General features: G+C 56.4%; 13 protein-coding genes and 1 pseudogene. 1 reads left to right on the top strand and 13 read right to left on the bottom strand.

The window, feature by feature from the left end:
• Position 1: 1 nt before the first annotated feature.
• The 6 genes from DW757_RS09960 to DW757_RS09935 are packed head-to-tail and all read right to left on the bottom strand — an operon-like array spanning position 2 to position 6,819.
• Entirely contained in the window at positions 2–3,223 is a 3,222-nt protein-coding gene (locus DW757_RS09960; protein ID WP_002588922.1) for a YodL domain-containing protein, read from the bottom strand.
• 2 nt (positions 3,224–3,225) lie between these two features.
• The gene (locus tag DW757_RS09955; protein WP_002588923.1) at positions 3,226–3,507 is read right to left on the bottom strand and encodes a hypothetical protein; all 282 of its coding nucleotides are present in this window, start codon (positions 3,505–3,507) and stop codon (positions 3,226–3,228) included.
• A complete protein-coding gene (locus DW757_RS09950) occupies positions 3,504–5,603 on the bottom strand; it encodes a type IA DNA topoisomerase (protein WP_002588924.1) in 2,100 nt (699 codons plus the stop codon). Before DW757_RS09950 ends, DW757_RS09955 begins: the two co-directional genes overlap by 4 nt.
• Positions 5,584–5,802: a hypothetical protein gene (locus tag DW757_RS09945; RefSeq protein WP_038270835.1), complete on the bottom strand. Its 219-nt coding sequence runs from the start codon at positions 5,800–5,802 to the stop codon at positions 5,584–5,586. The genes DW757_RS09950 and DW757_RS09945 overlap by 20 nt, the downstream gene beginning before the upstream one ends.
• Positions 5,799–6,572, bottom strand: a complete 774-nt coding sequence (locus tag DW757_RS09940) for a DUF4366 domain-containing protein (RefSeq protein ID WP_002588925.1) — start codon at positions 6,570–6,572, stop codon at positions 5,799–5,801. Before DW757_RS09940 ends, DW757_RS09945 begins: the two co-directional genes overlap by 4 nt.
• A complete protein-coding gene (locus DW757_RS09935; protein WP_002588926.1) occupies positions 6,562–6,819 on the bottom strand; it encodes a DUF4315 family protein in 258 nt (85 codons plus the stop codon). Before DW757_RS09935 ends, DW757_RS09940 begins: the two co-directional genes overlap by 11 nt.
• Positions 6,820–7,105: 286 nt before the next feature.
• On the opposite strand from DW757_RS09935, the gene DW757_RS09930 reads away from it, so the two are divergent.
• Entirely contained in the window at positions 7,106–8,314 is a 1,209-nt protein-coding gene (locus tag DW757_RS09930) for an IS110 family transposase (RefSeq protein ID WP_106788788.1), read from the top strand.
• A gap of 145 nt (positions 8,315–8,459) precedes the next feature.
• On the opposite strand, the gene DW757_RS09925 is transcribed toward DW757_RS09930, so the two are convergent.
• The 7 genes and pseudogenes from DW757_RS09925 to DW757_RS09895 form a co-directional block, all read right to left on the bottom strand.
• Entirely contained in the window at positions 8,460–10,196 is a 1,737-nt protein-coding gene (locus DW757_RS09925; protein ID WP_002588927.1) for a CD1108 family mobile element protein, read from the bottom strand.
• Positions 10,189–10,557: a DUF3851 family protein gene (locus DW757_RS09920; protein WP_002578787.1), complete on the bottom strand. Its 369-nt coding sequence runs from the start codon at positions 10,555–10,557 to the stop codon at positions 10,189–10,191. The genes DW757_RS09925 and DW757_RS09920 overlap by 8 nt, the downstream gene beginning before the upstream one ends.
• A gap of 2 nt (positions 10,558–10,559) precedes the next feature.
• A complete protein-coding gene (locus DW757_RS09915) occupies positions 10,560–12,941 on the bottom strand; it encodes a VirB4-like conjugal transfer ATPase, CD1110 family (RefSeq protein WP_002578788.1) in 2,382 nt (793 codons plus the stop codon).
• A gap of 10 nt (positions 12,942–12,951) precedes the next feature.
• Positions 12,952–13,374, bottom strand: a complete 423-nt coding sequence (locus DW757_RS09910; RefSeq protein ID WP_002578789.1) for a PrgI family protein — start codon at positions 13,372–13,374, stop codon at positions 12,952–12,954.
• 20 nt (positions 13,375–13,394) lie between these two features.
• Positions 13,395–14,264 (bottom strand): VirB6/TrbL-like conjugal transfer protein, CD1112 family, encoded by an 870-nt coding sequence (locus DW757_RS09905; protein ID WP_002578790.1) that lies wholly within the window; start codon positions 14,262–14,264, stop codon positions 13,395–13,397.
• Positions 14,265–14,347: 83 nt separating this feature from the next.
• A pseudogene (locus DW757_RS09900) lies at positions 14,348–14,434 on the bottom strand (Maff2 family protein); the annotation flags it as partial.
• Between the two features lie 90 nt (positions 14,435–14,524).
• A partial coding sequence (locus DW757_RS09895) for a recombinase zinc beta ribbon domain-containing protein (protein WP_118751621.1) occupies positions 14,525–15,232 on the bottom strand: 708 nt, incomplete at its 5' end.

The raw sequence follows: 15,232 nt of genomic DNA, 5'->3' as shown, positions 1-15,232 counted from the left end.
ATCAAAGCTCCCTTTCCGCGCTCTTTTTTTGCGCTGTCTTTTTGTGTTCCGTCTTGGGCTGGCTTTTCAGCTGCTCCATTACGGACTTTTTCTTTTCCCGTTCCTCTCGATGGACGGCTGCTGCCAAGTCCATAAGAGAAATGGGCTGACCACTGCGGGCCTGTTGTTCCAGCTGGGCCACTGTCGGCTCCTTTGGGCCGTTATTGATGATACCGTCGATCATGCCGTAATCATCTTCCACCGTCATTTCCGCATTTCTCAGCGAATTTTCCGGCAAGAAACCTTGCACCTGGGTGAAACCAACACTGTCGCAGTAATGACAGGATACCTGACCATTCTGCTTGATGGCAACGATGTCACTGACGCTCATAGACGGGCTGTGAAAATCCACCGGCTTTTGCAGATTGAACTGCTCATACAGCCTTTCCAGCTGCTCCATAGTGCTGCCGGAACCGTCCAGAGGGGCGGTATAGATAAGGTCATAGTTACTCCGCTCTACGGACAGATTGTGCGATTGCAGCCAATCCAGATTCATAAAACGCACATTCTGCGGGTCATCCTTGCTCACCTGATAAATAGCAAAACAATTTCCCTCATGGGAAAGAAACGCCTGTTCCCGTTCCAACTGCCGATCCTGTCGTTCCAAAACTTTTTCGTGAAAGTCCGGGCTTTGCTCCCATTCCTCGCGGGACACAGCAAAGATACCGTCATGGGCGTCCAGGTCGGCAGTGTCAAAGGCCATTTCCGGGTTTTCACCCTCCTGGACGATATAAACGGTCAGGTCTCGCTCCATCAGCTCATAGGCTCGCTCTTTGGAGAGGGGCAGAAGGTCACCGTCCAGGTAGCCGCATTTCTCCAGATCATCCTGAGTCAGTGCCGGGTCCGGCATGGGATACTCGTCCAACGCCTGCTCCTGGGCATCCGGCAGCTGGGTGGCGGCAGCTTCTGTGGTCTGCTGGCTGACCTGTTCCTGCATCTGGTGGTAAGCCGCCTCCTGCAAAGTCTCGATCATGGACAGCGGCGCATACTTGATGGACTTGCCGCCCATCCCCAGGTCCTCGCAGATATGGCTAACCGCTGTGGAACGGCCCATATCCGGCCCGTCCAACTGGCCGCCGTCCATCTGCTTCATGGTTGCCACATCGTAGAGCGTGTAGTCCCAGCCGGTGTCGCAGGGCTGAACATGAAGGTAGCTGGTATCATCCAGCACCAACAGGGCCTCCCGGTACTCGGCGCTGGGCTGGACACTTTCGGTATTTTCCGGCTCGGTCAGCTGTTCCGGTTCAGTCATCGGCACCAGCTGATCCAAGCGTCCCATAAGCTCGGCAGCTTTTTGGGTGGTTTCATCCGGTTCATCCTCGTTCACGATATTCTGGAGCCATTCGCGTACACCGCTGGCATCTCCGCTTCGGAGTGTGGCAGTCAGTTCGTGCAGTGCGTCCTCACGGCTATCTGCATTGTTCCGATACTCATAAGGGTCATAATCGAAAGTGAACTGGTCGATGTCTGCTGCCAGCTGCTCGATAGAGTCCTGCTGCGGTTCCGTGGCGGCAGTCAGGTCAATGCCGCGCTCCTTGCAGATTTCCTTGTAGTTGCGCTCGATGTCGTTAATCAGCTCGCAGGAAGTCTTGTTGATGGTCTCCAGACTGGCCCGCAGCTCCTTCAGCTCCTTGTCCTTCGACCAGGAAGCGATGTAGCCAAAACTGTTCTCGCCGGTCTGGATGCCGAAATACTGGCAAACCGCATAAGAAATGCTCTCGGCCTCCACTTCCTCGGTGTTGCGGTTCTTGGCGGCCTGTTTCACCGCCGTCAGATCTTCCTCCACTTCCAACCGCCACTCAAACCGATTCTCGTCCACATAGCGCCAGCCTTCCTCGGCGGCGGCCTGTTCCGCCTCTGCTTCGGTGGCGAAGTCCAGACGGAAGTCATGCTTGGTGCCGCCCTCGCTCACCATCACGATCTTCCAGGTCGGCTCCGCTTCGTACTTTTTGGGGTCGTGGAGCTTACTGTGCGCGGTCTCATGGACAGCGGCGGAAACAGTCTGCACCTCGCTCATGCCTTCCCGGATGGCGATCCGCTGCTGGTCAGAGGAGAAATAGCCGTCCATGTTCTCGGCCATCGGCTCAAACTCGATGGGAACCGGAGCCGAGCGGCGCAGAGCTTCCATGAAAGCCTCATAGTGCGGCACCGTCCCGGACAGGCTGGAGGCCAGCTCTGGCAGGGGCTTTCCGTCCGTCTGGCTCACATCGAACACCTTCACCGGACGGAACATGGGGATTTCAATTTCTTTTTCCTCCATGACCGCCTTGCCATCCGCGTCCAGGATGGGTGCATGAGTATCCGGGTCGCGCTTCATTTCCTCGATCTTCTTTTTGTAGGGCGTGGGGGCAATGATGGTGATACCATGCTCACCCTTTTTCACATGGCGCTCAAACTGATTTTTCCACTTGTTGAACCCGGCCACCAGGGTGGCGTCCGGGCGCTGCATATAGATGAGCATGGTGTTGTTGACGGAGTAGCGGTGGAACTTGGACATGACGGACAGATAGCGCATATACTTCTCGCTCTCAAACAGTTCCTTGATACCCTGTTCAATGCCCGCTGTGATCTCTTGTAACCGTTCTCGATTGGTGGTCTTATCAGCCATGAATTTCACTCTCCTTTCCAATTTGGCTATTTCTGATTGATGTTCGGCAATCCACAGCTTTTGCTCCTCCGGGCTGTTCTCCAGAAAAAAATCCAGCAGATAGCCCACATAGTCCTTTTTCTGGATTGCCTCCATGAATCGGGGATGTGGATTTTCCTCCGGTGTTTTGGGTGTGTAGTCCGTTTCCCACTTGCGGAGCAAATGAAAGTAGTCGGCCAGGACACGAAAGGCATGGTCTCGGTCCTCCTTGAATTTCTGCGCCTCGGATTTCTGGCGGACATGGCGTCGCCGGGGAGGGGCCTGACTGTCATAAGCCAGGCCAAAATCCTGGGCCAGCTTCTCGGCGGCCTCTTTGGGGGACAGATTGTAGAGCCTCGCTGTGAAGTCAATCACATCGCCGGTGGCTCCGCAGCCAAAGCAATAAAAATATTCCTCGTTCAGCTTCATGCTGGGATTTTTGTCATCGTGGAAGGGACAACAGGCCATGCCGCTCCGGTTGACCTCGATTCCGTACATCTGCGCTGCTTCTCGGACGGTGATGGACTGCTTGACAGCCTCAAAGACACTTTCAGCCATGCTTACTCATTGCCTTTCTTGGGGGTGGGCGGCCTGTATCCGGCAGCCTTGGCCAGTTCACTGGCTGCCTTACGGCGCTCGGCGCTGTAAGGTTCCCGGACGGACACACAGCGTTTGGGAACGAGAAAGGTCTGGCGGTCCTTTTTCACAATCTGGTCCGGGTATTTCTCTGCCAGTCGCCGCAGCTTCTCCAGCAGCCGGGGGTCATGGGTATAGACCTCGGCGGTGGCTTCGGCCTGGTTGTAGAGGATGATGGTTTCCTGTTCATAGCGTGAGAGCTTCATCGTTTGCCACCTTTCTGCTGGTCAAACTCCAGCTTGAAGTTGGCGTACTGCCCATCATCCGCCAACACCACAGTGGCATCGTAGGTCTTGCCGGTTTTCTCGGAGTACAAGCCCCTCACATGAGCGCGGCCATCTTTGAGCAGTGCCGTTACGATGGCTTTGGTAGGTTGCTTGTGCTTCATCTCCCACCACTTGTTGTTTTTCCAAATTGCAAATTTGCAAGATTCTGTCTGACAGAAGAAGCCTTTTTGCATTTCTGCAACCTCTCCGCCACAGCGGGGGCATTTGCCCACCACTTCGTGGGAAGGGCTGAACAAATACTCCGTTCCCTTGATAGCTTGATAGGTTCCCACAAGTTCTTTGAGCATGGCACTAATCCCAGCCATGAAATCCTCCGGGGCCAGCTCGCCACGCTCGATCTCACCCAGCCGGTACTCCCACTCAGCAGTCAGAAGGGGCGATTGCAGCTGCTCCGGCAACACGGTGATAAGGGATACCGCGTCATGGGATGGCATGAGCTGCACGGTTTTCTTGCTCTTTTTGCGCTCCAAAAAGCCGGTGGAAACCAGCTTTTCCAGAATCCCGGCGCGGGTGGCCGGGGTCCCCAGGCCCTTGCGCTCGGCATCCTCCGGCATATCGTCCTTCCCGGCAGTCTCCATTGCGGAGAGTAGCGTATCTTCGGTGAAGTGCTTGGGCGGGGTGGTCTTGCCCTCCTTGACGGTAGCACCAGAAAGGGGCAGCGTCTGACCTTCAGACAGCTCAGGCAGAGCCTTGTCCTCGGGTTCTTTGTCCTGCTCCACATTCTTCAGCCCTGCGCGATAGGCAGCGTCCAGCGCCCGCCAGCCGTAATTTTTCACTGTGCGGCCTTTGGCAGTAAACTCCGCTCCGGCGCACTCGACAACAACGGCGGTTTCCGCAAAGGTATAGGGCTGGGCCACGGCGCACAGCAGGCGCAGAGCCACCAACTCCAGCACCGCCTTTTCGCCCACCGGCAGGCCGGACAGGTCCGCGCCCTGGAGGTTGCGGGTAGGGATCACTGCATGATGGTCGGTCACTTTCTTGTCGTTGACAATCTGGGCGGCATTGCAGGCAATCTCCATGCCATTGGAAAAGGGCATCGCCCCGGCAGTGAGCTGGACCAGCTCCGGTAGACTCGCCGCCATATCCGAAGTCAGATAGCGGCTGTCCGTCCGAGGGTAGGTACAGAGCTTCTTTTCATACAAATTTTGCAGGTAGTCCAGGGTTTGCTGGGCGGTGAACCCCAGCAGCCGGTTGGCGTCCCGTTGGAGGGTGGTCAGGTCATAGAGGGCGGGCGGCTTCTCGGATTTGTTTTTGCGCCCCACTTTTTTCACTGTGGCAGCCGCACCTTGGCAGGCCGTTTTCAGCTGTTGGGCGGCAGCCTTGTCTGCCATGCGCTCCCCGGAAACGGTGAAACCGGGCAGCTCCAGTGTGACCGTGTAGAATGGCACCGGCTTGAAGGTGTCGATCTCGGCTTCTCGCTGGACAATGAGGGCCAGCGTCGGGGACATGACACGTCCGATGTTGAGGGTCCGGTGGTACAGCACGGAAAACAGCCGGGTGGCATTGATACCCACCAGCCAGTCCGCTTTGGCGCGGCAGAGGGCCGCATCCCGCAGGCCGTCATAGTCTGCACCGGGGCGCAGGTTTGCAAAGCCCTCCCGGATGGCGGAATCCTCCATTGAGGAAATCCAGAGCCGCTTCATGGGCTTCTGGCAGCCCGCCAGCTCATAGACGCTGCGGAAGATCAGCTCCCCCTCGCGTCCGGCGTCGCAGGCGTTTACCACTTCGGTCACATCCGGGGCGTTCATCAGCTGCTTCAGCACATCAAACTGTTTCTTCTTGTCCTTGCTCACCACCATCTGCCAGGGTTCCGGCAGAATGGGCAGATCGTCATAGCGCCACTTGGCGTAGTCCGGGTTATAAGCGTCGGCGTCGGCCAGACCAGCCAGATGGCCCACACACCAGCTGACCCGCCAGCCGCCGCCCTCCAGATAGCCGTCCTTGCGGGCGGTGGCCCCAATCACGGCGGCCAGACTTTGGGCAACGGACGGTTTCTCAGCGATCACCAGCTTCATGGTTTTTCATCCTCCTTTCCCGCAGCCATGCGGTCAGCTGCCGGTGGCAGAATCCCACGCAGGGCTGACCGTCACGGTAATTTCCGCAGCCATAACAGGGGTGGCCGGGAGATAAAGTAGGAGGACGGGAAGTTTCCTTCCCGCCCTCCGGCCTGCGTGTCATCATGCGTTCATAGGGGCTGTCGGTGAAGCGGGTCAAACCGTCTTGTCCTCGCTTTCCTCGTCGCCGCCCCCGTCAGCGTCCGGCTCGTCAGATTCCTCGGTCTCCCAGGAGTCCTCGTCCTCCTGATCGGTATCATCCTCGCCGTAGTCATAATCGTCCAAATTGTCGTTGCCCTTGGTCTTGGGTCTGCTTTTTACCAGCTTAAAGTAGGCAAAAGCGCCGCCGCCACCCATCAGAGCCAGCACCGCCAAAAGAATGGCCGGATTCAGTCCTGCGGGTTTCTGCGCCGGTTCTTCCGGTTCCGGGGTTTCTTCCGGGGTCTCCGGTTCCGGCTCCTTACCCGTGCAGGCGCTCATATTGGTGGCACACACCGGGCAGGCCGTATTCACCGCACCGGCCACACATTTCTCCGTACAGGTACAGGTGGCGGGCTGCTCCTGGGTGGTCTGACCGTCCTCCATCAGCGCCATCAGGTCCGCCTCGTCCACCTGGTTTAAGAAGTGGACAGCGGTTTCCTTGTCCTCGTTGGCCCGGTCAATGAGGATGTAGAAGTAGTTGCCTGCCTTGGTGGTGACGGTGATGAGCTGCTTGTTGTCGCCGAAATCATCCACCAGGGCGGCGTTGCCATCCGGGGTCAGGGCCGGACTGTCCTCGGTTTCCTCCACGACCACATTGCTGTCGTTGGTGGCATCCTCCGCCGGAAGTTCTTCCGTTCCCTGGGCAAAGGCAGTCACGGAAAGGCCCATCATCAGCACCAGGGCGGCGCAGAGGGCCGAAAGGGTTTTGAAAATTTTCTTATTCTTCATGGTCGGTATCCTCCTGTTCGTTGTAGTTGGCGGAGGCAGCGGCCATGCCAGGGACCGTACCACCGGAGAGCATGGCGTTCAGCTGCTCCGGGGTCAGCCGCAGGGCGCGCACCATCTGAACGATTTCCAGGTTCTCCGCCTCGGTTTTCTGCGCCTCCAGGGTTTTCAGCTTGTCCTGGTACTCCGCGATCTTCTCGCGGACCTTGGCAATCTCCTGGTCAATGCGCTGGATTTTGTTCTTAGCCATTTCAATCACTCCTATTACAATAAATTTGGACAGGAAAGCCGGGCAGCCAGTCCGGCTTTCTTTCCATCTCGTGCCTAAGCTACAATGAGAGGAGCAACTGGCTGACCTATCACTCCTTGGGTTTCCATGTCCGAAGAAAAGACTGTCAGCCATCCTCTTGTTGCAGCGTTCGATTTAAGCAGGTTGAGCCACCGAATGCCGGAGAGTTCGCGTCACGCAATAGATTGAATCGGCAACGAGAAAAGATGGATTCCGGTTGCAGATTCTTTGTATTGGAGGAATGTGAATGAACTGCGTTGGCATCGATGTTTCCAAGGGTAAGAGCATGATTGCAGTCATGCGCCCTTTTGGAGAGGTGGTAGTCTCGCCCTTTGAGGTACTTCACACCGACAGCGAACTGAGCAAGCTGGCAGGGCTGCTCAAAAGCCTGGATGGCGAGACCCGTGTGGTGATGGAATCCACAGGTAATTACCACGCGCCGGTGGCCTGGCTGCTCCACGACGCGGGGCTTTATGTCTCGGTAATCAATGCAATGCTGGTGCATGACTACGGAAACAACAGTTTAAGACGGGCCAAGACCGACAAGAAGGATGCCGTGAAGCTGGCCAACTACGGCCTTGACCACTGGCTCACACTGCCGAGATATGTCCCTGATGAGGATACCCGGCTCATGCTGAAGACCTGCTACCGGCAGTACCAGCAGTATTCCAAAGTACAGACCATGCTGAAGAACAACTTGATCTCCCTGCTGGACATTGCTTTCCCGGACGCAAACCGCCTGTTTACCAGTCCGCCCCGCGCCGATGGCAGCGAGAAGTGGGTGGACTTTGTAGCCGCTTTTTGGCATTGCGAGTGCGTCTGTGGCCTGTCTGAGAAGGCTTTTACCGCCAAGTACCATAAATGGTGCAGAAAGCACGGCTACAATTTCAGCGAAGATAAGGCGCTGGACATTTATGCCTCCGCCTGTGGACACTTTGGTGTCATGCCGAAAACGGATACAGCAAAACTTTTGGTAGAACAGGCCATTTCCCAACTCCGGGCAACTTCTGCCACATTAGCTGCTCTCAAGCAGGAGATGCAATCCTTGGCGGCTTCTCTGCCGGAGTATCCGGTGGTGATGGGGATGTTTGGTGTTGGTCCTGTCCTCGGCCCCCAACTCATGGCTGAAATTGGCGATGTACGCCGTTTTCATTCCAAAAAAGCGCTGGTTGCCTTTGCGGGCATTGATGCTCCGCCCTACCAATCCGGCCAAATGGATATCCGTAGCCGCAGCATTTCCAAGCGGGGATCTTCCTCACTGCGCAGGACGCTCTTTCTAGTGATGAGTGTCATCCTGCAACGTGCTCCAATGAATGAGCCGATCTACCAGTTCATGAACAAGAAACGCTCAGAAGGCAAGCCCTACCGTGTCTACATGATGGCCTCCGCAAATAAGTTCCTGCGCATCTACTACGCTTCGGTGAAAGCCTACTTGGATTCCCTGGGTCACGACTGATTTTCCTGCGCTATACCATCTGGCTGGCCGCCGTTTTAATTTTGAGATGCTCAGCGGCTTGATTTTGTGTTGCCTTTTTCGCTTCCCTAAAAATCTGAAATTTCTACTTGACTTTTATTAGCAGGTCTTTTCTCATAAATCGGCCTTACCAGTTCATCAGGCCGTAGCCCTTGATGCACTCGTAGGACAGGGAATAACTCTTGATCTTGCAGGCGTCGCCAGAATTGCCCTCCACGGTGTAGACCCGGCTGCCGTCTGTGCCGACCACAAGGCCCACATGGTCGGCGCTGCCATCCAGGTCCCAGTCAAAGAAGATGGCGTCGCCGGGGGCGATATTGGCGTAATCACGCCCGCCCCATTGTCCGTGAGACTGGAACCACGGAATACCCTGGGACTGGCAGGCGGCAAAGCGCGGCTCGGACAGCCCCATCTGGCCGTAGCACCAGGACACGAAGCAGGCGCACCATTCCACACGGGAATTGAAGCCGTACCAGCTCCAGTAGGGCTGACCGCCCACATTGCCCACCTGACTTTTGGCTATGTCCACCACGGCCTGATTGCCGGGGCGGGTGCCGTTGACGAATACCACGCCGGTCAGGTCCTCGGAGTTGCTCGTATCCGGGGAGCCGCCGCCGAAGATCAGCGGCTTGTTGCCCAGCGTCTGCCGGTACACCTGGTACATTTCCAGCTGTTCCGGGGTTAGCAGCTCCGAAGCCACGGAAGATATGGGCTTGCTGGTGAGCTTCACATTCAGAATGTAATACTCATACGGGACTTCCTCGGTGGTCGTCTCGCCGGTCACGGGGTCCGTGGAAGTTTCGGTGCGGTATCGTATCTCCACTTCCTCGGTAAGCGTCAGTTCATACTGTGCGTCGAACACGCGCTCCAGCTCGGCCTGGGCGCTCTGCCGGGTATAGCCTTGCAGCACGGCGGACAGGTAGGCTGCCAGCTCATGGGGGTCATGCCCGATCATATCCAGGTCATAGCGGTACTCGTCATACCCCGGATGGCTGCTTTCGATGTTGTCGATCTCGGCTTGCAGCGCCGTTTCTTTGGCAGCGTAGTCGGCCTCCACCGCCACCAGCTCAGGATCATCCGACGGGTAGGTGGTGCCGGACACCACGGAACCGATACTCTGCGCCATCATGGAGCAGGAGGACATGGTGTTGAGCAGCATACAGACCAGCAGGAAGATCGCACCCGCAATCAAAAAGCCCTTTTTGTGGCGCATGACAAACGCGCCCGCTTGCTGGGCTTTCTCCTTGACCGCCTTGGCCGCCATGCCGGTGGCCTCCGCAGTCTTGGCGGTGTTCCCGACAGCTTGACCGGCGCGCTTGGCGGCAGCGTATTCCTTTTTGATGGCCTGTTTCTGCTGCCAGCGGGAGATGGGGTTGCTGGCAAGCTGGGGATTTTCCCGCAGGGACTTCTGATACAAGGCGTTCACATTGGCCTTCTCCAGCTTCTGCTCGGCCTGGGCCGCCTTGCGGTAGGGCTTCAACTTGTGGCTGCGGTAGCCTTCCCGTGCAAGCCTAACGCCGGTCTCGGCAGCCTCCTCGGACTTGTGGGCGCTCTCCACGCCCACATTGTCCTGTTCGGTCTCCCGGATTTCCTTGTGGAGCTTCCCCAGAGCGGCATTGGCGGGGGTATCCCGCACCGCATGGGACAATTTGGAGGGCGGCTTCTTCTTGTCCTCCAGCACCAGCTTGGTGGTCACTTTGCCGGTCTCCGGGTCCACCGTCTTTTGCCGGACCTGCTTTTTGGGGATTTTGGCCTGCGCCTTGTCTGCTTTGGCGGCGGCCTTGTCCGCCTTACGGATGGGCTTCTCCAGAGCCGGGTCAGCCCGTTCCTCGTCCGTAAAGCGCAGGCGCGGTTCCTTATTCAAACCATTCCCCCAACATGAGGGAGGCCGTCATGTAGCGCAGCTCCACATAGACGGCCAGCCCCACAGGGTCACGGGAGGGGTGCTGAAGCAGATGGGCGTAGATCTGCGCCACCACATTGGCCAGCAGCTCGGACTGCCCGCCCTCGAAGATGACGATGGCCGGGACGCCGTTCATGGCGCACCAGATTTCCGTCAGGCGCAGCAGGCCCGCTTCGCCGTCCTCGTTCAGCTCCGCAGCCTGATCCGCCGCCGTGCGGGTCTCGCTGACGGCATCGGCCAGCTCGGTGAGCAGCTGGGTGCGCTCACCCTCCAGGGCATCGTCAAAAAACATCATGGTATTCAGTTCGGTGTTGGGTTTCATGGTCATTCATCCTCCTTTTTCAGTTCCTGGGGTTTGGTGGTCATAATGCGGTACAGCTCGGTGTTCTTGGGGAAATGGTCCACGAAAGGCAGGATCGTGGAGCCATAGAACAGCAGGCCCTCGCCCTCGCTGGAGTGGGTCACATAGGAAAGCTGGTGAGGGGAAATGCCCAGCTGCTTGGCGAGAATCTGCCGGTCCCCGCCCGCCTGGTTGAGCATATACACGAAGTCGGAGTTCTCAAAGATGTTCTCCACCTCGCGGGAAGAAAGCAAGTCTTTGACATTCTGCGTGATGCCGGTGGGGATGCCGCCCCATTTTCTGAACCGCTTCCAAATCTCCACCGTGTAGGCGGCGGTCTGTTCCTCTTTCAGCAGCAGGTGCATCTCGTCGATGTAGTAACGGGTGGATTTGTGGGCAGCACGGTTGATGGTAACGCGGTTCCACACTTGGTCCTGGACCACCAGCATACCGATCTTTTTCAGCTGCTTGCCCAGCTCCTTGATGTCGTAGCAGACGATACGGTTGTTGATGTCCACATTGCTCTGATGGTTAAACACATTGAGGGAGCCGGTCACATAGATTTCCAGCGCCGTGGCGATGTACTGCGCCTCTTTCTCGTCCTGCGCCCGCAGCAGGTTGTAGAGGTCCTCCAGGATGGGCATATTCTCCGGGCGGGGGTCATTGAGATAGTCCTGATACACCAGCCGCACACAGCGGTCAATGATGGTTTTCTGAACCGGCTGCAAGCCCTCTTTGCCGCCTACGATCAGCTCGCACAGAGACAGGATGAAGTCGGACTTGAGAGACAGCGGACTTTCATCGTCCGAGTAGTCCAGGTTCAAATCCATAGGGTTAATGTAATTGCTGCTGGTGGGCGAAATCTTGATGACCTGCCCATGCAGGCGCTCCACCAAGGGCGCGTACTCGGCCTCCGGGTCGCAGATAATGATGTCATCATTGGTGAGCAGGAAACAGTTGGCGATCTCGCGCTTGGCGCTGAAGGACTTGCCGGAACCAGGGGTGCCGAGAATCAGTCCATTGGGGTTTTTCAGCAGCTTGCGGTCCACCATGATGAGGTTGTTGGACAGGGCGTTGATACCGTAGTACAGCGCCTCTTTGCCGTTCTGGAAAAGCTCCTGGGTGGTGAACGGAACAAAGATAGCCGTGGAACTGGTGGTCAGCCCCCGCTGAATCTCGATCTGATTGAGGCCCAAGGGCAGCGCAGACATCAGCCCTTCTTCCTGCTGGAAGTCAAGCCTTGTCAGCTGGCAGTTGTACTTCTGTGCGATGGAACTGGCCTGGAACACATTGTTGCCCAGCTGCCGGGGATTGTCCGCCGTGTTCAGCACCAGGAAGGTCACAAGGAACATTCGCTCGTTTCGGCTCTGCAAATCCTGCAAGAGCTTCTTGGCCTCGGCACCGTAGGTGGCAAGGTCGGAGGGAATGATGTCCATGTCATATCCGGCGCGGACGGCTTTTTTCTGTTCCTCAATTTTGGATTTATCCAGGTCGGTGATTTTCCGCTTGACCGTCTTGATGGCCTTGATCTGATCTACGGACTGGATATGCAGGCTGACGATCAGAGAGCTTTCCATATCCAGAAAATCCGCCAGCATCCGGTCATTCAGCTCCGGGGCGAGGATCTGCAAAAAAGAAACAGCCCCGTATTTTTTACCCATACGGAACTGTTTGCCGGTGCGGAACTCGAAGCCGGACGGCGCGATGAAATCCTTGGTGGACAGACCGGACGGAGCCAGCCAGTCCCATTCAAAGCGGAACGGCACCTGTTCATCCATGTGGAAAATGCCGTGAAGCTGTGCCAGCCGCGCCTTGCCGTCCAGGGTCTCGGCGGCCACGCCCAGGCGTTTGAAGTTGTTGAGAATGTCGGTCTCAATGCGCTCCAGACGGGGCTTGGCGGCCTTGAGGCTGTCGGCGTCGATGCCGAAAGTCAGGTACTTGGTCTTGATAAGACCGTTGTTGCCTCTTGCCAGCTGGTTTTGCAGCATGGTGGTGTACTCCACCCGGATGCTGTCAAAATCATCCCCCTGGAGAGGAATGTTGATGGCGCGGGCAAAGGTCTCCTCAGAGGCTGCCAGGTTCAAAAAGGACAGCTGGAACTGAATGGAGCTGTCGAAGTAGTTGAGGAAATCGCACCAGCCCTCGAAGATCGCTGTCTTGTCCTCGTTCTGCGAGAGCTGATAGTTGATGTCCTGGAATTGGATGGTCTTTGTGTAGCGGCTGCCTGCCACACGGCAGATGCCGTCCGGCCACATCCGTTCATAGGGGATACTGTCCTGAGCCGATTTTTTCTTTTTGTCTGTGCGATTGGCACGGGCAATGGCAGCCTCGATCTGCTTTCTGTCGGCGCGGGACAGCTTTTTCATCTTTTTCTGATTAACCGGCTGCGCGGTCTTTTCGTCTTTTCCGAACAGCCGGTGCAGCCAGCTTTTGATTACCGTGAACAATGTCATACACCTCCTTGTCGAGTTTTTCCTGCCGTTCCAAAACGGCATAGAAGTTGTTGGTCTGATACGGGCGCTCCTTGGGCCGGATGACGGCCACCTTGATGATATTGCCCACGATCTTTTCCAGGGGCTGACCGTGTTTTTCATACATTGCCAGCATGAAGAAGGGCAGCATGACCAGCATCATACACATGGCAGCCACGCTGTTTCCCACAGGCCCCCGGAGCAGGAAGAAAAGCGGTACGCCGATCAGCGCACCGCCGCCGAAGCAGACAAGCTGCCTCTTGGTTAAGTTGAACGCGACCTTGGTTTTGACTTTCGTAAGATCCTTGGGTACGGGTACATAAGCCAAAGGGATTACCTCCTTCCTGGTTAATGTGCATTGAAAACGGATTTTGCGAGGCTGCCGGTCTTAAAGAGCGTAAAGCACAACAGGACCGTATAGCCCACGCAGCTCCAGATGGCCATAATGATGTCGGATTCGGTGGCAATACTCTGCACCAGCACGGCGTAGATCGCCACACAGACGATGATGAGAAATGCCTGGAAGCCCAGGGCGATCAACGAGCGCAGATAGTTCTGGCCCATACCGCCCCATTCCTTGCCCATCATGGTGGCCATAGGGATGGGAGCCACCGAGGTCACAAGGTAAATCTCAATCATACGGCCATAAATCACGATAAAGATACAAATGTAAAGCGCCCACATGGTAATGCCGATAAAGAGCGACTGGAACCACAGGCCGAACAGCGGCCCCAGGTCCATATCCATCAGCCGGGACTCCATATCGGTCATGACAGAGGAGATGTCGATGGAAGCGTCGGAACCGATGATGCCCGCCGCCTGCGCCACCACACTTTGAGCTGCGTCAAACACGCCCATCACGATGTTCCAGGTGTTTGAGACGATGAGGATGGCAGCGGCAGATTTGAACACCCATTTGAAGATCATCCAGGTGTCCACATCATGCAGGTTGTTCTTGTCGGTAATCATCTGAATCAGCTCCAGCGTCATCACGATAGCCAGGATCACGCCAGCAATCGGCACCATGATGGAGTTGGAGAGATTTTGGATCATGCTGAAAATACTCCCGTTCCAGCCCTGAGGGGTCTGGCCCACCTGTGTCGCAATGTCTGCGACCTGCTGGTTCACGCTATCGAACATCCCCGATAAGTTGCTCATAATGCCGCCTACCAACATTTCCTTGAGCCAGTCAGTAAGGGCATCGAGTAAGAAATCCATACGGTGTCAACCTCCTTTCAGCCGCCCCCGCTTGGGGGCAGGGGCGGCAAGGATTTCTTATGACAGCTTAACGACGGGAGCGATCAGACGGTGAACAGGCTGGAGAGCAGGGGTACGAGGACCATGCCGACCACGGCGACGCCAGCGCCAGCCATGAGCTGTTTTATACCCAATTAGGTGTAAAACTCTGCTCGATGGCGGGCGGCGGCGTACAAAAAATCTATATGGTGTTTTTAAGAGAACCGTCCCGGCGGGACAGGTCAGGCAGTGACCTGTTCCACCTCCGGGATGGGTTTGAGATTAAAATGAATTTCGATAGAAATGTGTCTTGTTTTATCTTCGTCAATGCGCTCATGCACGACGATTTCTTTGATTAAGCGGTTGAGGGTGGCTGCGTCCAACTCTGTGATGTTGGCATATTCCTGAATGGCTTCCACCCATTGTTTTGCGTCATTGGCAAGCTGGACTTCATCGGACAGCCGCTTTCTGCCCTCGGACACTTTTGCTTTAAGCTCCGCTTGCTCGGTCTGTGTCTTTTCCAGCATGGTGTTGAAATTCTGTTCACTGATACGCCCTGCAATCATATCCTCATAAAGCCGCATTACCATTTTGTCCAGAACCTCAATCCGTTCCTCGTCCCTTGTGAGGGAGCGTTCCATTGCTTCCCGCTGTTCCCGCTGCTCGGCTTCACAGGTATTGGTCAAGCGGTCGGCAACCGCTTCCCCGTCCATCAGGGCGGCTCTGGCACATTCCCGGATTTTCCGCAGCACATGGCTGTAAAGGGTGTCATAATCAATCCGGTGCTGGGTGCAGTGGTTCTTTCCAAAGGCATTGTAGGTTTTGCAGGAGTAAATCTGCTGGGGATGTTTTGCGTTTGTGTAGCGTATCGTCAGTGACTTCCCACACTCACCGCATTTTATCAGTCCGGCAAACAGGCTGATTTCATTGGTCTGCCCCGGACGCTGGCG

Origin of the sequence: Clostridium sp. AM29-11AC, from assembly GCF_003480545.1 — a bacterium.
Classification (GTDB): Bacteria; Bacillota; Clostridia; order Lachnospirales; family Lachnospiraceae; genus Otoolea; species Otoolea saccharolyticum_A.
The sequence above is the reverse complement of the archived record's forward strand: the minus strand, read 5'-3'. Positions and strand labels throughout refer to the sequence as shown.